Here is a 20,086-nt window from a genome sequence, read left to right as displayed (position 1 = left end):
TGCGTTTGGGGTGGCAGGCGCTTTGCCTGCTCTGCTCAGCGACGGCCGGGTTCTTTGGACCGCTCCATCGTTCGATCGGCCGTCCGGCGGCCTATGGCGCTGCGGTACTGCTGGCGACAACGACAATATGGTCCGCAGTCTACCTAATCCGGAAGCATCGCGCGGATACTGCATTCCTCGAGCGAACCGGTGACGCGGCATGATGAAGCGCCTGTTCCACTCGATCGTCATCCTCGCCGGTATTGTGATCTTTGGGCTTGCTGTCTCGTCCAAAGCGGAGGCGGCGCCGACATGTCACGGGAAGTTCGTCAATCCGATCACGGACGTCTGCTGGTCCTGCCTCTTTCCGCTGTCGGTCGGTGGCCTCAAGATCTGGCCGAGCGGCCGACCCGACCCCAGCAACCCACCATCACCGGTCTGCGCCTGCGCTGATCCGCTCCCTCGTATCGGCATCGCCGTTGGCTTCTGGGAGCCGGCCCGGCTTGCCGACGTGACTATGAAGCCTTGGTGCTTCCCCAATCTCGGTGGCATCCGCATCGCTCCAGGCTTCGACATTGGGCAAGGCTATTTGGCTGGCCCGTCGATGGTCGGCGGGAGGTCCCAAAGCACCGCCAAATGGCACGTCCACTGGTACGTATATCCGCTGCTTTATTGGATGGAGATCCTCACCGACTTCGCCTGCTTCGAGCAGGCCTCGTTCGACATCGCCTACATCACCGAAGTCGATCCACTCTGGCAGGACGACTCCCTAGCCGCGCTTATCAATCCCGAAGCTATCGTCTTCGCCAACCCAATCGCGCAAGCGGCATGTGCCGGCGATTGTATCGCCGGCACCGTCAACCTGCCGCTCGACCCGCTTTTTTGGTGCGCCGGCTGCCAGGGTTCGATGTACCCGCTCAATGGAAACATCCCGGCGTCCATTGGCCATGTGCAATCGTCGCGGCTGGCACTGTCGCGCTTCGCCTACAAGATGCACCGTGAGGCGCTTGCCTGGGGAACAATGGGCTCGAAGGGCCTCTGCAAGAAGTACCTGATGCCGATAATGCGGAAGCAGCAATACCGCTTCCAGATGGTCAATCCGATCCCGACAGTGAACGGGCGCTTCGCCTGCTCCGCGATCGGTGCCTCGACGATGCCGCCGGACGCAGGCCGCGCCTATCCGGTCGGCGGCGAGGACATGGGTTACCTCGTCTGGCGCAAGCGCAACTGTTGCGTTTTCTAGGAGACTGACGGTGCGCCTTATCCCCTTGAGTGTCCTGTCCATCCTCGGCGCCGCCGGGTTGTCCGCCGTCTTGGCGCAGACGGTGGACGGGGTCGACGTCCAGGCCGTGAAGAAGCGCTCCGCCGATCTGGCTGCCGAAGCACAGGCCTTCGTAGATCAGGTCAAGGACCGGGGCGAGCAGTTCCGCGAGGAGGCTACGGCAGTCCGCGAGCAAGGCACGACCAACATGCGGCAGGTCGCGGCCAAGGATCTGCCCAAGGGGCCCGGAGGGCCCATCGACTTCGACGAGATCGTCCAGGGCGCCGCAAAAAACGCCAGTGCGATAGGCGGCGAAGCCCCCCAGTTCATCGTCTTTGCGAGCCTTTCGATCCCGGACACGGCCTTGAAGCAGCTTGTACGTGACACGGCAGCCGCTGGCGGAGTGGTGGTCTTCCGCGGATTTCCGAAAAACTCCGCCAGGGAGTTCGTCGCGCGCATTAGCAAAGTCGTCGACCAAGGTCAGTATGCCAACATCGGCATCGATCCGCGCCTCTTCCGCGCCTTCGATGTTCAGGCGGTGCCGACCTATGTGACGGTTTCCTCGGATTTCGATCTGTGCGCCGGCTTCTCGTGCGCGACCAAGGTTCCGCCGTACGACCGCATGATCGGCAATGTCACGGTCGAATATGCACTTGCAACCTTCGTCGACGGCGGCGGCCCGGGTGCGAAGGTCGCCGGCGTCGCGCTTGCCAACATGAAGCGCGCCAGACCGTGACCGCGCATCGCCTGATCAGCAGCCTGTGCGTGCTGCTCCTACTGACCGAGCCGGTCAGCGCGCAGACGATGACGGTCGACGAGGCCCGCGAAGAGGGCAAGGCGATGGCGCAGGAGAAGAGGAAGGATTCCTCGCTCGTGCCATCCAGCGACGCACAGGCAGCAGCCGTGCCAGGATATACCGGCACCAGCCAACCCCAGAGCATCTACTTCGACGATCCCGACAAACTCATCTCAGACGCGCGGACGATGAAGTCCAGCAACGAAAGCTATCGGACGTCAACCGACGCCGACAGGACCAGGCCATCCTTCAGCAACGCCGAAATCCTGGCGACGACGAAGCGCGCCACCACGGTGGAAAACGATCCCTCCACCTATCTGGAAGGGGAAGCGATCTCGAGCGGCACCGGGGCATGCACACCGCTCCCGCCAAGTATCAGTGGAACCGGCTATTTCGAGGCGACGTGCAATCAGGGCACGAAGATCACCCCGGAACCGCGATCCTGCTCGATCACGCTGACGCCTGAGACGAAGACGGTCGATGCATACAAGTTCTTTGTCGTTCCGAATGGTGCCTACGGCACCCCCTTCGCCAGGTACGATGCGATCACGCCGCACATAGCTGATGGAACCTGCAAGCCCACCGGAGTGGTGATGAAGGCATGCGCGGCCCATCGCCTCTATGGGTTTCCCACCAACAAATTCTGCAAACGCTACTACGCAACGGAATATGTCTGCTCGCGAAACCTGACCGATTTGTCCCAACTGCCGAGTCCGATCACCGGTCAGGGCTGGCATGCTAAGACGACCGAGACGCAAGTGACGATGAAGCGCCTCGACGGTTGCGGCGCGCTGGCGGCAGACTCGACGTGCACAGCCAATCCCGCCGGTGAAGTCTGCACCGAGGGTCCTGAGACCAGGATAATAGGTGGCGTACCGATCACGCAGAAGTGCTGGGCGTGGAAGCGAGACTTCACCTGTAACACACTCACGCCTGCCAATGACTGCGGCGATCTTGAAGCGAACCGCTCGTGCCGCTACATCCGTGACGAGTGCCTTGATGACCCACGCTCCGGCCCGTGTAAGGTCACCGAGAGGGTCTACCGCTGCCCAACGCCGGCGAGCAACGTCACCACCAACAAGCAGTATATATGCGGAGACGATGTCTACTGCCTCAACGGCGATTGCGAGCCGATCGTGCGCGAGGCGTCAACAGAGTTCAGGGACGCTCTGGTCGGGCTTCATGCGCTGGACCAGGCCGGCAGGGAATTCGACGATACCAACTTCCGTGTGTTCACCGGCAAACGAGACACCTGCCATAAACCGGTTTTTGGTCTGATAAACTGCTGCGCTGGCAAGGTGTCCGGCGCGATACCTGTCGCCGCGGGCGCTGCAGCCCTTGCGGGCGGTCCGGCGGCGATCGCCGCGTTCGCGACGCCATTCCTCGTCCTGTTCGCCTGCAGCCAAGACGAAATGAAGCTCGATATCAAGGACCGCATGGGCCTGTGCCACAAACTCGGCACCTACTGCTCGTCGAGCTTCCTGGGCATCTGCAAGACGAAGCGAACCGCGTATTGCTGCTTCGAGAGCAAGCTTTCGCGCGTGCTGCAGGAACAGGGGCGCGTCCAACTCGGCAAGCCGTGGGGCAGCGCCAAGAAGGAGCAGTGCCAGGGCTTCACAATCGATGAGTTCGCGTCGCTCGATCTCTCCAAGATGGATTTCACGGAGGTCTATGCGGATTTCGTCGACGCGGCGAAGCTACCCGACGAGGTCGAGACGCTCTCCGACATCCAAGACAAGATTCAGGCCTACTATGACCTTCACGGCAAATGATGCGGGTACGGCCCGTTCGCCCGCAAAGGCCTCTGTAGAGCTTCAGCGAAGGGGATAGATCATGCCGCCATCCATTCTCGAACTGCCGCTCCTTTTAGCGAGTCTGGCGCATTGGACGGCGCCCACCTTGCCCGCCGTACCGCAGCCGCTTGCGCATCGTTGTGGCGCGAACGTCAAAACCGCGGTCCCGGACTGCTGCCTGCGTCTTGCGGTTCGAAGTGATCCCGGCGTGAACGCACCGCGGCAGCTTCGGACCGAGCGTCCGTTACGAACCGATGAGGAGGTCACGAGCGATGTCAAACAACGCTAATCTGTCGATGATCGTCCTCGCCCTTGCGGGGTGGATAGCGCCCGCAGCGGCTCAGGACGCTCTCGTACCGGGCGACACCATAGAGCAGGACAAGCCCGACGACTTCTACTGCGGTGAGCGGAAACTCGGGCAATGGTTTTACTGCACCAAACCCAAGCCGGCTGACCAGGCGACCACTGCACCCCCAGTTCGGCAGGAGAGCGCCGCAGAGCGGATCGCTGCGATAACCAAGCAGCTCGACGAGCTGAAGGCGCGCGCGATCCTCGAGCCGACCGAAGCGAACGTAATTGCCTATGTGCGCTTCCAACGCGAGCAGCTTGATCGCGCGTCGACCTTCTCCGACACGTGGCAGCGCGCGCTCTGGCAAAACCCGGAGCTCGATTACACGCTACAGCGGCCGGTTACCACCGTCGGCAAGAGGCTCTGGCTCGACAATCGCAAGGCCGATCGGGATGCCGTGCTGACAAACCTGGGCCAGCGTTACGGCCTTTTCTACTTCTACGCACAGCGCTGCGGCGCGTGCGAGGTGTTCGCGCCAATCCTGCGCTCGGTCACTGACAGCCACAGGCTGACGGTGATGGCCGTCTCCATGGACGGCGGACCCAGCAAGGACTTCCCGAACTATGTGGTCGACTCCGGGCAGCGCGCCCGGATGGGCGTGCCCGGCAATGAGACGCCGGCCCTCGTCCTTTTCGACACCCAGACCAAGCGGACAATCCCTGTTGGCTACGGCGTTCTGAGTGCGGATGAGATCATGGACCGCATCTTCATGCTTACCAACACGAAGGTGGGGAGCGATTACTGATGGCACGTTCAGGAAAGAAGCGATCGGGCCGATTGCTAGGGCAGAGGCTCGCAACTGGTCTCGCCCTGGCGGCGGCATCGCATTTTGCCATGACCGGCGTGGCGCGGGCCGACGTCGCGTCCCAGATGAATGGTTTCTTCAACGATGCAGGCGGCGCCGCCAACGTCACCGGCCCAACCGCCTTCCAGGGGCAATCCGCGGGGTACTACTCGCTCGGGAATGTCTGGACGCGTTTTCCTCAGAAGAGCGTGTCGCCGTTCAATCTGCAATTACCGGGCGCGCGGGCTGGGTGCGGCGGTATCGACCTGTTCGCCGGCAGCTTCTCGTTCATCAACGCCTCGGAGATCGTGGCGATGCTGAAAGCCACGGCCAACAACGCGCTGGGTTTCGCGTTCAAGCTGGCGATCGACTCCGTGTCGCCCGAGATCGGTAAGGTCATGGATGAGTTCAGCCAGAAGGCTCAGCTTCTCAACCAGATGAATATCTCGAGCTGCGAGACGGCGCAGGCCCTGGTTGGCGGCATCTGGCCGCAGATGGAGACCACACGCGCCACGATCTGTGAGGCTGTCGGCAACAGCCAGGGCGTTTTCTCGGATTGGGCGGCCTCGCGACAGGGCTGCAACAACGGAAACAGACGCGACAGCACCATAGCTGGCAACACCGATGCCAGCATGAAGGACCAGCTCGTCGGCGAGCCCCATAACTATACGTGGGAGGCCCTGAAGAAATCCGCCAAGTTCGGCGCCTTTGACCAGTCCTTCTCGGAATATATCATGACGTTGGTCGGTACCGTCGTCACCACACCCTCAACCGACCCATCGGTTGGCGGCAAGGTCGTGATGTTCGGGCCGGCGGAAGAAGCTGTGGTGACGGCTTTGCTCGATGGCACTGCCGATGCCCCGGCGGTGAAGATGCTGAAATGCAACGACACCAATTGCTACGATGTCGGGGAGCAAACACTCACCGTGCCGGCCTCGTCTGCGTTACGGCCCCGTATAGCGTCGATGATCCGATCGATGAGTAGTAAAATCCGGACCGACACGGCGCTCGATGCTGCCGAGAAGCAGCTGCTCAACCTGGCGACCGTGCCGATTTACAAAATCCTCGCCGTTCAGGCCTACGCCCACTATGCGCTCACGGACGGCGAAATCCAGACGCTGTCGGAGATCGTGGCAGTCGATCTCCTGGCGGCCATGCTCGACAATATGCTCGACCGCGTCGAGCAGGCGCAGACGCACTACCAGACCTTCGATCAAGCGACCGCGACGCAGTGGAAACAGCAGATTGCCGCAACCCGGCAGAAGTTCGCGCAGCGCGATGTGAAGCTTTCGAACAAACTGCAGGTGACGATGCAGATCATCGATCGCAGCATCATGCTTGAGTCGACCCTTCAAAACTCGATGACACCCGGGATGTCTTCCGCCCTCAACTTTTCTCGCGGGCTAAACGCCCAAGGCCTGATGTAGGAGCGTGGGAGCGAGGCAATGCTGGAGGTTTTCACGGTCGGCGGCGGCGAGTATCTCGTCAACACCTTCAATGCCGTCGCCGCCTGGTCTGGAGGCGGGGGGTATCGATCCCTTATCCGCGTCGTCATGGTGATGGGCCTGATTTACTCGCTGCTCGTCGTTGCCTTTACGCTAAATTTCCGCGTCTGGATGAACTGGTTCCTCCAGTCCACCTTGATCTATCTCTGCTTAATGGTGCCCACCATCGACGTGAAGGTGACCGATCGAATAAACCCTTCGCTCGCACCGGCGACCGTCGCCAACGTTCCCTTGGGACTCGGAGTGTTGGCGAGCTTCACGACCCAGATCGGCGACTGGCTGACCCGAACGGCCGAAACGGTGTTCGTCATGCCTGGCGAGCTCAGCTATTCGACGAACGGCATGGTCTATGGCGCACGACTATTCGATGCGACCCGCAATTTCATCATCCGCGATGCCGAGTTCTCGACGAATCTCGAGGAGCATTTCAAGAAGTGCCTGTTCGGCGATGTCATGCTCTACCGGAAGTCGCTCACTGTCCTTGCTCAGTCGAAGAATCTGTGGAGCGACATCGGGCCGGGTTCGGAGGCCCGCTCGCAGGAATGGCTGGAGCGACAAGGAGACGGGACCGTCACCAGCGCGATCGTCACGTGCCGGCAAGCCTATCAGATGCTCGATGCCCGCTGGGCACCGATGATCGAAGCGAACACCCCGTTGTGGGGGAAGGAGCTATATCCGAAGCTCAGCAATGCGTTGGCTGCTGACAAGCTCAAACATGATCTGCCGATCGCGAACGCCGCGTTCACCGGCTCGGGCAGCAGCTATAGCGATTCCATGCGGCAGAACACGGCGATCAACGCGTTCATGCAGGCGCGAAATAGTATGGCGGGTGGATCGGGCGCGGCGACGATCGACACGTTCGCGCAGACCCGAGCCGACATCCAGGCGCGCAACACCTACAATTCGATCGCGCAGCAGGCGATGGCTTGGGTGCCGATTCTCAATATCGTGCTGACCGTCGTGTTCTTCGCGATGTTTCCGGTGATCTTCCCGCTTTTTCTGATGCCGCAAACCGGGCTCGCGTCGCTCAAGGGCTATGCGATGGGGTTCTTCTATCTCGCTGCCTGGGGACCGCTCTACGTCATCCTCCATATGATCTGCATGACGCGGGCGGAGGCTGCCTCTGCTGGCGTCGCCGCCGGCGGGGTCACGCTAGGCACCTACGCCGGCATCGGCGCGGTGAACGGGGAGACGGCGACGATCGCCGGCTTCATGCTGATGAGCATTCCGTTCCTGGCCGCGGGGCTTGCGCGCGGTGCGATGTCGATCGCGGGTCAAGCTACCTCGATGCTCGCGCCAGCGCAGAATGCTGCCGAGGCGGCGGCACTGGAGCAGACTACGGGCAACTATTCCTACGGCAATGTGAGCTGGGCAAACGCGACGTCGAACATGCGGCAGAGCGATCAGTGGTCCGTAGCGCCGAGTTTCATGGGCGGCGCGACCAGCGTCGGTTGGCGACAGGACAATGGCGCGGTCGTGTCGGGCTTTGGCAACGGCCAGGACGTAATTGATATGAACGGGGCAATATCGCGCCTCGGCTTTACCCCGACCATGAACAGCGGGACGGTCGCCGAATGGCGGGAGATGGCGAGCCAGGCGCATCGACAAGCCCAAGCCTACGAAAATGCGGCCCAGGACATTCTCACCAGCACTCACACGAACCGCAGTGCGTTCGGTACATCTTCGGAGCGCTCGTCCGGCTTCGAGTCAGGAAGCGGGCGCACCGCGAACACCAACCTCGAACAATTTGATCGGACAACGGGGTCCAGCTCGCAGGGAATGGAGGAACGCTCGTCGACAGGCCAAAGCCAGAGAATTTCGCAAGGCCACGAGCGGTCGGCAGGAACGCTCGACCAGGTCACAGGCGGGCTGACAGGCGGGATCGGCGGTGCTGGACGGCAGGGTGGTGGAAAATCCGGTGGCCGCGGACTGCTGCCCAATGTCGGCGGAAACATCGGAGTCAGCAAGACCGGCAACCAGCAGGATACCTTGCGGTATGGCACGGACGAAACTCGTTCGACGGATAACTCGAGCTCGTCGTCGAGCGGCGTCCGGGACGAGCACTCGAGCGGTAGTGGAGCATCTACCTCCGACGGCACTTATGTGCGTTCAGGGACATTCAGCCGCGGATCGTCGACGGTTTCCTCCTCTCAAGGCACCGAGGACGCGCTTTCCCGGGCACGATCCTATTCCGAAGCTGCCCGGCGCATGGAAGAATTGTCGCAATCGCTCGCGCGCGATGCCAGCTTTGCTGAGTCTCACGGTATGCAGCTCAGCGAGAATATGAGTCAGGACCTCGCGCAATGGTATCGGCAGCAGCAGGCGCTTCATCCGAATATGGATGCCCCCGAGCTTTGGGCAACCAATCTCACGCCGCAGCAGCGCGCGGTGCGTGAAGCGATGATCCAGCAATGGGCCCAGGAGAAACGCGACGCGCTTTGGACCGAGATCAGCGGCAGTTTGCAGGATCCATCGCTGGTCGACGTGAATCGTATAGACATCGGTAGTGCCGACAGCATCCGCGCGACCTATCGCCCGCATGGCGTTGACCCGGTCGGCAAAGGAGGCGGTGCGGGAGACCCTGGCGCTGCCGCGAGAATTATCGCTGACGGGCGGGCGAAGCTCGATGATGATAGAGCAGCGGCGCAGGCCGCGCGAAATAATCGCGGCCAAGCGAACGTCGATTTGCAATCAGAGGTTGCCCGCGATCACGATCGGGGCTTTTTCAATGATACTGATCTACGGAAGTAGAATCAGGTTCAGAGCACGAGGAAAAGGTAGATCCCGGTCGCAGCGAGCAGGAAGAGTGATATAATACCGCCGATCATTCGCCCCCGCGTCAAAGGCGCGGCGTCGCCATCGTCACCATAAATCTCATGTGGCATCGGCTCGGCGGGCCGAATGATAGGTCCGGCAGCGTTGTGCTGTGTCAGCAAATACGTGGTGGTATCGACCATATCGCAAAATCCTGGCGCCGCTTATATCCGGTTCCAGGTCTGATCGCAACGAATTGAAGGACATCGCAGGCGTTTCGCCACGGCTACGGCGCCATAGGTGGGTCGCGCCAAGGGCCTCCCTCCATCATCAATTGACTGGACCCGGAAATTGCTTGTCGATCGTGGCTATAGGCTGATCGAGCCCTGAGGCGGGCCGACCGGTTACGGCGCAATGCCGCACGCGGGCAGATCGAAAGGACCTGCCAGCCAGGCACTCAGATATTCGGCCACCATTGCGAGAAAGCGCTCGCGCTGGTCGGGAGCGGCCCGGGTGAACATCTCAAGCGGCCAGGCAAGCAGGCTGTCGAACGGACGCGGATGGATGGCGAAGCGTGGCGCGAGCGGGATTGCCAGCTCGGTCGCCGCGGCTGCGAACAAGGCGCGCTGGACGTGGCCGTTGCCATCGAGAAACGGGTGGATCTTGCCGAACCAGCAGAACAAATGGGTCAACGTCAGCAGCTGCACGAAAGGCGTCGCGGACCTGGCCGGCACCAGCTCGCGACGGACCTCGGACAGCAGGAAATCGAGTGCCGCCACGACTTTCTCCGGCTTTTCGAAGGAGAAGCTCTTTTGCGGGCTAAGAATCTGCGGAGCGCCCATGCGGCGGCGCTCGAGTGAAGTCCCCACCGTGCCCCTGCAGGTGCCGGCATATTCGGAAAAACCGGGCGGGGTGAATTCTTCAAACAAGGTTCGGTGAAGGTTTCGCGGATCGGTCAGTATGGATGACCGATAGGCGGCGTCGACAAGGATGCGCCGTTGGAGATCGGTGCACGCCTGTGTCATCGCCGCATGGTAATTCGGCATGGTGTAGGCCTGCCATTCTGGCACTGCGCCAGTAGCCGGCACTACAGAAACTCCTCACCGGCATGATCGTCGAACATCGCAGCATCGCGGACATAGCCCGCGACCGTGTCGAGCGACTTGTGCCGCGAGTGGTCCTTCATCTTGAACAGGTTCGCACGTTTGGCGGCCGCTTCGGTCAGAAAGCCGGCGCGCAGCGAATGTCCCGAGAACAAGGCCGGGTCGAGTCCGGCGGCCGAAGCGCATGCCTTCACCAGCCGGGCCACGGTCTTGTCGGTGATCGGATCGGCCGTCAGCTCATCCCCCCGGGTCAGCCGGCGAAACACTGGGCCTTCCCGCGGCTTGCCGTTTACGGGATCCGGTCGGGTGAGATCCGCAGCCTCCAACCAATCGTTGAGCAGGTTTACGGGCCGGATGTGTCGGCCTTCGGGAATTGCGATCTCCTGGCCTTCCGCATCTTGATCGCCTTTCGAGCGTGGGACCGTGATCCGCGCACCGGACGCCTCGAAGGTGAGGTCGGGTAACCGCATGGCGGCAATTTCAGAGCGGCGGAACGCGCCGGCCATGCCGACCGCTAGAATGGCGCGATCGCGTTTGGCGCGCAGACCTTTGCCCTTGATCGTCGCGAGCATCGCTGTGAGTACGTCCGCTGCCGCTGGCGCTTTCTGATCCTTCTTGCGCGCATATTTGCGGCGCACGCCCGCCATCATCTGCGCGATGAGGCCGGCGGCGTCCCGCGCGCTCGGCGAGGCGAGACCCGCGTCCCTGTGGTGATGGTTGATCGCTGCGATCCGCCGGCCGATCGTCACCGGCGCGATGCCTGCCTCAGCCTCGACATGGGCGAACAGGGCTACGATGTCGGGGTGCGCCGGCAACGCCTCGACGTTGCGGGCGTCGCAAAAGTCACAGAAGCGCTCCCAGTCCGAGGAATAGGCTTTCTGGGTCGACCCAGCTTTGGAGGCAGCCAGCGTGTCGCGCGCGCCTTCGATCTCCGCGAGAAGGTCGGCTGGAAGGTTGGTCGAGATCGGAAGCAGGTCGCGGGCCATCTCGTGCAGCCTAACGGAGCCACCTCTCAAAGCCAAATCCTATGTCCGAGAATCGCGTTTATCGGACACAAGCCGCCGCCATCTCGTGGCTCGCCGACGCTCGATCGCCTCAGGCTTTGATCGGCTCGCGGCCGGCGACATCAGGATTTCGCGCTTCATGTTTGGTCACCTGTCCGATCGACGGACCGAGGCGGCGCGCTCGCGGCGACGATCGCGGCACTGTGAATGCTTGCAAGCCTGCGAGCCTGCCGAAAATCGAGGCGCACCGCCATGTAGTTCCGCTTGTCAGGCACAAATTAGCGTGAAGCTCAGCGTCTGCGCAGTACTGCCAACACTTCAGGGGTCACGGTATAGACCGCCTCGCGCTGTGCGCCGCGGTTCTGATGGTCGACCCGGTATCCCTGATAATGGCGGCGTAACAGGCCAATCTTGCACAGATCCGATACTGCGCGACTGACATTGCATCGACCCGAACGGCGCACGCGCTCTCGAACCTTTGCTTCGACATGACGTTCAGCTTCTGCAGGATCGGCGGGAAGCGCCTTGGCCTCTTCAAGCTCCACGCGCACGGTTTCGACTGTCGATCGGCGCCTAGCATCGCGCTGCGCCATCGGGACAAGCGCATCGCAGAGCCAGTCCCTGACAGGAACGGCGGCGCCGTCGATCAACACGTTCGGGCCTGCGCTTCCTCGTTCGTCTGCAATCTCCGCAATCAGCTGGAGAAGCATATAGCTGAATTTCGGGCGTGGAGATGCTGCAGCGATGGCCGCCATGAGCGCCGGCATGTCCATGCTCTTGCGGGCAACAGCGGCCTGTTCGAAGAAATCTGCCTGATGGAACATAGAGTGAATCTACGTCTCATCAAAGCCAATGTGAATCCCTCTCATCGCTCTTCAGGGATTTTTTTCTGCCCGATTCAGCGGTTCTGGGGTCGGGCTCGGAAAGCGCAGCTTGACTCCTTCGGTCATCGGAGAACAAATAAGGAACGAACCAACGTCTGCCGAGTCTCTTGAATGCCATGCGTCAGTCCACCATCCTCGAAGATCTGCGAGCGCGCATTGCGCGTATCGAGGGGACGGGCGCTCAGCACGGCGCGATTCCGTTTGGGATCGGCGAGCTAGATCAACGATTGCCAGGCGGCGGCATTGCCGCGGGCGCACTGCATGAGATCGCCGGAAGTCCCGAACTCGCTGACGACGCGAGTGCGACGATCTTTTTGGCTGGAATCCTTGCCCGCATCAACGGGCCGGTGCTTTGGTGCCTTCGCTGGCGCGACCTGTTCGCCCCCGCCCTTCATCTCGCGGGCCTCCATCCCGACAGGGTGATCTACGTCGAGGCGGGCAGCGACACCAATGTCCTGCTCGCTGTGGAGGAATGCCTGAGGCACGCTGGCATTGCCGGCGTTGTTGGAGAGGTAGCGAAATATTCCACTACCGCATCGAAGCGGCTACAGTTGGCCGCTGAGAGCTCGGGCGTCACCGCGTTCATCTTCCGGCGCGCAGCGAAGGCCGAACAAGCGGCAGAAGGAACGGCCGCGGTAACGCGATGGCGGGTCACGGCTTCGCCGAGTGAGGATCTCGGGATACCGAGCCTGGGGCGGCCACGCTGGCAAGTGGATTTGGAACGTGTGCGCGGTGGCAATCCGCACGCCTGGATCGTGGAGGCGTGCGATGCGACGGGTCGTATCGCTCTTCCTGCCGCACTGGTCGACCGACCGGCTGCGGCGGAAGATCGCAAAATTGTCGCCTGACCGCCGGGACGGCCTAGCCCTGGGGCATCCAATCGCGACGGCAATACCGGATCATGGAAGGCGGATCATCGCCGCAATCGATGCCGAGGCCCGAGCGCTCGGTATCCGCACAGGCATGACCGTGACGAAGGCGCGCTCGCTCGCGCCAGAACTGCAGGTCGTCGATGCCGAACCCGAGAGCGACCTCCAAGGCCTGCGCGATCTCGCGCTATGGGCGGGGCGCCGATATTCCCCGTTCGTCTCGCCAGACGCGCCCGATGGGATATGGCTCGACATCACAGGCTGCGCAGGGCTTTTCGGCACGGAAAAGGCCCTGCTCAAGGATCTCCACCGGCGGGTGGCGGCATCGGGCCTGAACCTGCAGATCGCGGTCGCCGACACCGCCGGCTGCGCGCATGCCGTGGCGCGGCATGTACCCGCCGGGCGGCCGGTGACGATCGAACCGGGCGCCCACCGCGCGGCTATCGCAATCCTGCCGATATCGGCGTTGCGATTGCCGGCGAGCGATGTCGATGGCCTACGCCGGCTCGGCTTCGAACGGATCGAGCAACTCATCGGAACGCCCCGCGCCCCGCTTGCCAAACGGTTCGGCCGCGAATTGCATCGGCGATTGGATCAGGCGCTCGGGCTCCTGCGCGAGCCGATCGAGCCGATCCTCCCTGAGCATCTGCCGCGCGCGCGGCGCGGTTTCATGGAGCCGATCTCGACGCCTGAAGCTTTCGCCCAGGTGATTGGTGATCTGGTGAGCGATATAGTCGGGCAGCTCGCCTGCATCGGCAAGGGCGCGCGCAGGCTCGATTGCTATTTCCATCGCGTGGACGGCCACAACCAGGCGATCCGCATTGGCACAGCGGTGGCGTCGCGCGATGTCCGCCACCTCGCCAAGCTTCTCTGCGCGAAGATCGAGACAATCGAGCCAGGCCTTGGCATCGAAGCGATGACCTTGGTGACGCCGCTTGTCGACGCTTTGGCTGCGCGACAGGGCGAAGGACTGGAGAACCCCCGGCGCGGACCTGACCTCGCCTCACTCGTCGACGCGCTCGCCAACCGCTTCGGGCAGCGCAGCCTTCACCGTGCGCAGCCGCAGGCGAGCGCCATGCCCGAGCGATCGAGTACCTCATTGCCGGCGCTCGCAAAGCAGAGCGGCGCGAACTGGGATGACGACCTACCGCGCCCTGCCCGCATGTTGGATCGGCCCGAACCGATCGACGTCGTCGCTCTCTTGCCCGACGACGCGCCGCGCCTCTTCATATGGCGGCGTAAACGCTACCGGGTGACACGAGGGGATGGCCCGGAACGCCTCCACGGAGAGTGGTGGCGAGAAAACGGTGACGAAGCGGATAAGGCGCTGATCGTCCGCGACTATTACCAGATCGAGACCGAGACGGGCGGCCGCTATTGGCTGTTCCGGCTTGGTGATGGCGTCAATCCGGCGACCGGCACGATGCGCTGGTTCATCCACGGCGCATTCGCATGAGCAGCGAGGAAGCCAACTATGTCGAGCTGCAAGTCACCACGCATTTCAGCTTCCTGCGCGGTGCATCATCGCCCGACGAGCTGTTCGCCGCCGCCGCGCTGCTGGGATTGCCCGCCCTCGGTATCGTCGATCGCGGGTCGGTCGCCGGCATCGTGCGGGCATGGGATGCTCAACGAACGACCGGCGTCCGCGCAATCATCGGGTGTCGGGTCGATTTGAGCGACGGCACAGCCCTGCTGCTCTATCCCACGGACCGCGCGGCCTATGGCCGGATGTGCCGGCTCCTCAGCGTCGGCAAGGAGCGCGCCGGCAAGGGCGCTTGCCATCTCGACTGGACGGACATCGAACAATGGCATGAAGGGCTCATCGCGATCCTCAGTCCGGACCGGGCTGACATGGCGACCGAGATGGCGCTGGCACGAATGAAGCGGATTTTCGGTGACCGCGCCTATCTCGCGCTCTCGGTTCGGCGTCGGCCGAGGGATGCGATCCGGCTGCGCGACCTCGCGAACCTTGCCGCCGCGGCGCGCGCTCCGACGGTGGCGACCAATGACGTGCTGTATCACGCGCCGGACCGCCGGATGTTGCAGGACGTGGTCACCTGCGTTCGCGAGGGATGTACCATCGACGAGCTGGGAGGCCGCCGCGAACGGTTCGCGGACCGCCACCTGAAGCCCGGCCAGGAAATGGAGCGGTTGTTCCGCCGCTACCTCAAGGATGCATCGCCAGTCACGCGCACGCTTGAGGTTGCCGCGCGGTGCGCTTTCAGCCTCGAAGAGCTTCGCTATCAATATCCCGATGAGATCAGCGTGCCCGGCCGCACGCCGCAGGAGGAGCTCGAGCGGCTGACTTGGGAGAAGGCACCCGAGCGCTATCCCGAAGGGGTCGACGACAAGGTTCGGGTTCAACTGAAGCATGAGCTGAAGCTCATCGCCGAAATGGAATATGCGTCGTATTTTCTCACAGTCCATTCGATCGTGGCGGAAGCGCGGCGGCGCGAGATCATCTGCCAAGGGCGTGGCTCAGCGGCGAACAGCGCCGTTTGCTATGTGCTGGGCATCACCTCAATCGACCCCGTCCGCTCGGAGCTCCTTTTCGAGCGGTTCGTGTCGGCCGAGCGGCGCGAACCGCCGGACATCGATGTGGATTTCGAGCATGAGCGCCGGGAGGAAGTGATCCAGTGGATCTACGAAACTTACGGACACACCCACTCTGCGCTGACGGCGGTCGTGACCCGCTTTCGCGCTCGCGGCGCGGTCCGTGATGTCGGCAAGGCTCTGGGGCTGAGCGAGGACATGATGGCGGGACTCTCAAGCTCGGTCTGGGCCTGGAGCCGCGAAGGTGTCGAGGAGAAGCATGCCGAGGAGCTCAATCTGGACCTCGGCGATCGACGGTTGGCGCTGACCTTGGAATTGGCCCGCCAGCTCATCAACACGCCTCGCCACCTTTCCCAGCATCCTGGCGGCTTTGTGCTGACGCGCGACCGCCTGGACGAACTCGTGCCGATCGAGCCGGCCGCCATGGAAGACCGCCAGGTCATCGAGTGGGACAAGGACGATATCGACTTGCTGGGCTTCATGAAGGTCGACGTTTTGGCCTTGGGCATGCTGTCGTGCATGCGGCGCGCGTTCGAGTTCATGGAGAACGACAAGGGGCTGAAGCTTGATCTCGCGACCATTCCCGCCGAGGATCCCGCGACCTACGCGATGATCCGCAAGGCGGACACTTTGGGTGTCTTCCAGATCGAGAGCCGGGCACAGATGGCGTCCATCCCCTTGATGGCGCCTCGAACATTCTACGATTTGGTCATCCAGGTCGCGATCGTGAGACCCGGTCCGATCCAGGGCGACATGGTCCACCCTTATCGTCGCCGTCGCAATGGCCAGGAGAAGGTCACCTATCCGACCGAAGAACTGCGGCGCGTGCTCGAGAAGACCTTGGGCGTGCCTCTGTTCCAGGAGCAGGCCATGCGCGTAGCTATTGAATGTGCTGGCTTCACCCCAAGCGAGGCGGACCTGCTGCGACGCGCGATGGCGACCTTCAAGCTGACGGGCGGCGTATCCCATTTTCGGGACAAACTGATCGATGGCATGGTCTCACGCGGCTACGATCAGGATTTCGCAGAGCGCACGTTCAAGCAGATCGAAGGCTTCGGTTCCTATGGCTTCCCCGAAAGCCACGCAGCGAGTTTTGCGCTGATCGCCTATGCCAGCAGTTGGGTGAAGTGCCATCACCCCGACATATTCTGCGCGGCCCTCCTGAACGCCCAGCCCATGGGCTTCTATGCGCCGGCGCAGATCGTGCGCGACGCGCGGCAGCACGGGGTCGAGGTTCGCCCGATCGACGTGAACCACAGCCGCTGGGATTGCACGCTGGAGCCCACGGGCGGCCGCTACCTCGCTGTGCGTCTGGGTCTGCGCATGGTGACTGATCTTGCCAATAAGGACGCCGCGGCCATCGTCACTGCGCGCGCCGATCAAACCTTTGAGAGCGTCGAAGAAATCCAGCGCCGATCGGGCGTAGGCCGGGGCGCTCTCGACCGTATCGGCGAGGCCGACGGATTTGGATCGCTGGGGAGCACCCGGCGCCAGGGACTATGGAGCGTGAAGGGACTCGGCAACGCGGCGCTGCCGCTGTTCGCCGCGGCGGACGAGCGAGAGGGCAAGTTGCGAGAGGAAGCGATCGAACCGACGGTCATTCTTGCGCCGATGGGCGCCGGCGCTGAAGTCGTCGAGGACTATCGCGCGTCCGGTCTGTCGCTACGTGCCCATCCCCTCGCCTTCCTGCGCGACGAGCTGCGCAGCCGCAAGATAATCACATGCGAGGAACTTCAATCCGTGAAGGACGGCCGTTGGATCAATCTCGCCGGGATCGTGCTGGTCAGACAGAAGCCGGGCTCGGCGAAAGGGGTCATGTTCATCACCCTCGAAGACGAAACGAATGTCGCCAACCTCGTCGTCTGGACGAATGTCTTTGAGAAACATCGACGCATCGTGCTGGGTTCGTCGATGATGGGTGTGCGGGGTCAGGTCCAGCGCGAGGGCGAGGTGATACATGTGATCGCGCAGCGGCTCGAAGACCTGTCGCCGCTGCTCGCGAGCGTCGGCAACCGGGCAGATGTCGCCGATATCTACCGGGTAAGCCGTGCCGACGTGGTCAAAAGCCCGATGCGCCCTGATCCACGCGACCCGGAATCGCCGCTCGGCCGGCAGCCGCGCGACATCTTCAGTCCTGATCTGCGGCTAGGCTCGGGCATCGTTCCGGGCCGGCAGACCGAGGGGATCAAGGTCAAGCCGCGCGACTTCCGCTAGCCGCCGAGAATCTTCTGCTCGCCGAGCCCCATGAGATAGCCAACATAGTCGTCTACGCCCTCGGGACCTTCCGGAGGCGGCCGGCTTTCTGCCTCTGCCATGGCGTCGGTCGCGAAGCGTGCAACCGCCACGGCATCACCTCGCCACCATGGCTCCACTCTCGCAGCGAGCGCTGTCTCGAAGCCTGCCATGTCCTCGGCGTCGATAAAGAGGAGCGGCGCGATCTCAGCGAGCGCTCTGTCGGCTGTTGCCAGCAGGAACCGTTTGGTCTCGTAAGGCTCCGTCATCGCTCTCCGTGACAGATCACTCAGATACGTGACATCCCAGGCGGCATTGCGGATTCCGGTCAGCGCTCGCTGCCGATCCGGCGACCGGAGCTGCTTGAACAGCCCCGCCTTGGCGGCGAACGGCGAGAAGAACATCGAGCTATAGAGCGCTGCGGGGCCTGCGATAATGAAATCGCTGGCCATCCACTGATAGAGCCTCTCGGCACGCTCGCGCGGACTCATCGGTGAGAGTTCGAGTTCAGCAGCCTTGAGCAGCACCACGTAATTGCAGCGCCAACGATGGAATGGCTGCGCGAGGTCATACTCTTCGCGGTCGGCCGGGCCGGTCGACGGAAGGGCGTCAGCCCTGCCGAGAGCCACATCGATCCAGGCATGCGCCTGCCCGACATCGGCGGAACGAAACCACTGCAGTTCCTCAAGCGCGGCTTCGTTTCCGTGCGCGTGCGCCAATTCACGAAAAGCGATCACCGGCTCCAGGTCCAAATTCATGGATTGAGACAAGGCCATGAGGTCGACGGCAACCTGGGTTGGACCATCGAGCGGCCTGCACACCCCTTCCTTCGCAATCTTCGCCATCCGCGACGCGACATTGCGATCAACGAGCACGACGGTGCTCGACCGGTCAATGAGCTCCGCATAGAGAAGAGCTTCGATCGACACCAAGCCCGCCGCTGGCGCGATGAACCCTGGGATGAGGCTGTTAGAACCGGCGAGCCTCGACGCAATCGCCTCGACATCCTCTCGCGGGAAATCGGCCGAAATCCGAAAAAAGATGTTGGCGTCTTCTTCGAGGTTCATCGGCTTCTTCTATCACAATGGGAGAGGGTTCAAGGCTCGGCGAGCAGCCGCGGCATCGGAAAGTCAGACAGGCTATTCGGGCCCGCGAGAAACGGGCTCGAGGAAGCGATCTACGAGATCATAATACTGCCTGTTGTCGGCATAGACATATTGCTGCGCGCTCTGGATCGATATGCGGTTCGCGCTGTCGATCAGCGCTGGCGGCTGAAGGGCATCAAGCTGATTCAGGAGATCACTGCTGTAGCTGGCAAGGAAGATCGCCGTCGGCGACAACGGCAGCGAGATCAGGCAGTCCGGTGACGCGAGCCCGGGCAGCATGCAGATCGGGAAGTCGCTGGTAACGAGTCCGTAGGGCCCGTCGCGAAAATGAAAGACGCGCCAGTCCATCCGCGCAATGTCGGCTTTCATCTGCGGAAGCTCGACCAGGCCGGGGATAAGGGTGGTGCCGAAATCCTCGACCAGGCCATTAATGCCACGCTCGCGCAAAAACTCCATGAGCGTCGGCGGATCGGTAGCCCGCCGCAGCGCTTCATATTCCTCGGGCCGCTTGACGATTTCCTGCGCCAGCGTCTCTGACGCATCGGCCTTCAGTTGCCTGAGAAGATTCGGCAGGCGGACAAGCAAGGACATGAGGAAACGAACCCACGCGATGCGCAGATCCATCGGCAGGACCGGCCGGGTTTCGCTCAGTAGGATACGCAGCGCCCGCGAAGCCGGGTCGTCCACCTCCGGCCCCATGAATTCACGCTCGATCGCGTTTCGATGCTCCGGCGCCGCCCCGATACCCCGACCGTATCGCGGTCGGCCTGCACATTGCGATCGGCAGGATCGACGTCCGCGTCCGCGTTCACAGCGCGGATGGCGCGATCCAATGCGTGCTGGATAAAGCCGCGGCCAATTCGATTATCGGTGTCGCTCTGCCAGGAGTAGAAGATTTGGTGCGGCATTCAGGTGACGATTCTCGTTATTGGCCCAGGCCCCCTAGCTAACATGCCTTCATCGTTCGGGCAGCAGTTACAGGAAAGCCCCCCTCCTTCAGCCAAGTGATTGTCATCAATGACACTTTACCAAGCGTTTCTGGGTAAAGTGTCACGGATGGCACACCGTGGGTGATCTTATCTTCGAGTTCCTTGACCCCGTACCAATTGATCCC

At 62.4% G+C, this 20,086-nt stretch carries 15 protein-coding genes; 9 read left to right on the top strand and 6 right to left on the bottom strand.

All coding sequences use genetic code 11. The features are described from left to right. Positions 1 to 202: 202 nt before the first annotated feature. From traU to STE01S_RS16355, 6 genes are all read left to right on the top strand, one after another. Positions 203 to 1,222, top strand: coding sequence for a conjugal transfer pilus assembly protein TraU (traU, locus tag STE01S_RS16380; RefSeq protein ID WP_062769830.1), 1,020 nt, complete (start codon positions 203 to 205; stop codon positions 1,220 to 1,222). 10 nt (positions 1,223 to 1,232) lie between these two features. After that, positions 1,233 to 1,976 (top strand): type-F conjugative transfer system pilin assembly protein TrbC, encoded by a 744-nt coding sequence (trbC, locus tag STE01S_RS16375; protein ID WP_062769774.1) that lies wholly within the window; start codon positions 1,233 to 1,235, stop codon positions 1,974 to 1,976. A gap of 68 nt (positions 1,977 to 2,044) precedes the next feature. Further along, on the top strand, positions 2,045 to 3,808 hold the full coding sequence (locus STE01S_RS16370; RefSeq protein WP_409371995.1) for a conjugal transfer protein TraN: 1,764 nt from the start codon (positions 2,045 to 2,047) through the stop codon (positions 3,806 to 3,808). A 293-nt stretch (positions 3,809 to 4,101) separates the two neighbouring features. Further along, a complete protein-coding gene (locus STE01S_RS16365; RefSeq protein ID WP_120694213.1) occupies positions 4,102 to 4,923 on the top strand; it encodes a conjugal transfer protein TraF in 822 nt (273 codons plus the stop codon). Between the two features lie 65 nt (positions 4,924 to 4,988). Then, complete coding sequence (locus STE01S_RS16360; protein WP_062769827.1) at positions 4,989 to 6,389, top strand: conjugal transfer protein TraH; 1,401 nt, start codon at positions 4,989 to 4,991, stop codon at positions 6,387 to 6,389. 18 nt (positions 6,390 to 6,407) lie between these two features. Then, complete coding sequence (locus tag STE01S_RS16355; protein ID WP_062769765.1) at positions 6,408 to 9,218, top strand: conjugal transfer protein TraG N-terminal domain-containing protein; 2,811 nt, start codon at positions 6,408 to 6,410, stop codon at positions 9,216 to 9,218. An 8-nt stretch (positions 9,219 to 9,226) separates the two neighbouring features. On the opposite strand, the gene STE01S_RS16350 is transcribed toward STE01S_RS16355, so the two are convergent. The 4 genes from STE01S_RS16350 to STE01S_RS16335 form a co-directional block, all read right to left on the bottom strand. After that, positions 9,227 to 9,424 (bottom strand): hypothetical protein, encoded by a 198-nt coding sequence (locus STE01S_RS16350; protein WP_062769762.1) that lies wholly within the window; start codon positions 9,422 to 9,424, stop codon positions 9,227 to 9,229. Positions 9,425 to 9,625: 201 nt separating this feature from the next. Next, the gene (locus STE01S_RS16345) at positions 9,626 to 10,309 is read right to left on the bottom strand and encodes a Fic family protein (RefSeq protein ID WP_255265997.1); all 684 of its coding nucleotides are present in this window, start codon (positions 10,307 to 10,309) and stop codon (positions 9,626 to 9,628) included. Beyond that, positions 10,309 to 11,310 (bottom strand): site-specific integrase, encoded by a 1,002-nt coding sequence (locus tag STE01S_RS16340; RefSeq protein ID WP_062769756.1) that lies wholly within the window; start codon positions 11,308 to 11,310, stop codon positions 10,309 to 10,311. Before STE01S_RS16340 ends, STE01S_RS16345 begins: the two co-directional genes overlap by 1 nt. A gap of 308 nt (positions 11,311 to 11,618) precedes the next feature. Next, positions 11,619 to 12,152 (bottom strand): hypothetical protein, encoded by a 534-nt coding sequence (locus tag STE01S_RS16335; RefSeq protein WP_062769753.1) that lies wholly within the window; start codon positions 12,150 to 12,152, stop codon positions 11,619 to 11,621. Positions 12,153 to 12,328: 176 nt separating this feature from the next. Between STE01S_RS16335 and STE01S_RS16330 the strand changes: the two genes are divergently transcribed. The 3 genes from STE01S_RS16330 to STE01S_RS16320 are packed head-to-tail and all read left to right on the top strand — an operon-like array spanning position 12,329 to position 17,848. Next, positions 12,329 to 13,060 carry an ImuA family protein gene (locus STE01S_RS16330; protein WP_062769750.1) on the top strand — a complete coding sequence of 244 codons (732 nt, stop codon included), beginning with the start codon at positions 12,329 to 12,331 and terminating at the stop codon, positions 13,058 to 13,060. Then, positions 12,981 to 14,537: a Y-family DNA polymerase gene (locus STE01S_RS16325; RefSeq protein WP_082813390.1), complete on the top strand. Its 1,557-nt coding sequence runs from the start codon at positions 12,981 to 12,983 to the stop codon at positions 14,535 to 14,537. Before STE01S_RS16330 ends, STE01S_RS16325 begins: the two co-directional genes overlap by 80 nt. Next, positions 14,534 to 17,848 carry an error-prone DNA polymerase gene (locus STE01S_RS16320; RefSeq protein ID WP_062769747.1) on the top strand — a complete coding sequence of 1,105 codons (3,315 nt, stop codon included), beginning with the start codon at positions 14,534 to 14,536 and terminating at the stop codon, positions 17,846 to 17,848. Before STE01S_RS16325 ends, STE01S_RS16320 begins: the two co-directional genes overlap by 4 nt. Here the strand turns inward: STE01S_RS16320 and STE01S_RS16315 are convergent. Together STE01S_RS16315 and STE01S_RS16310 are read right to left on the bottom strand one after the other, a co-directional pair. After that, positions 17,845 to 18,933 carry a hypothetical protein gene (locus STE01S_RS16315; RefSeq protein WP_062769744.1) on the bottom strand — a complete coding sequence of 363 codons (1,089 nt, stop codon included), beginning with the start codon at positions 18,931 to 18,933 and terminating at the stop codon, positions 17,845 to 17,847. The genes STE01S_RS16320 and STE01S_RS16315 overlap by 4 nt on opposite strands. Positions 18,934 to 19,005: 72 nt before the next feature. Continuing rightward, positions 19,006 to 19,806, bottom strand: a complete 801-nt coding sequence (locus STE01S_RS16310; protein WP_082813389.1) for a DUF4238 domain-containing protein — start codon at positions 19,804 to 19,806, stop codon at positions 19,006 to 19,008. Positions 19,807 to 20,086 lie beyond the last annotated feature (280 nt).

It is taken from the genome of Sphingopyxis terrae subsp. terrae NBRC 15098 (assembly GCF_001598815.1).
GTDB classification, from domain to species: Bacteria; Pseudomonadota; Alphaproteobacteria; order Sphingomonadales; family Sphingomonadaceae; genus Sphingopyxis; species Sphingopyxis terrae.
This window is presented reverse-complemented; position numbering and strand designations above follow the sequence as displayed.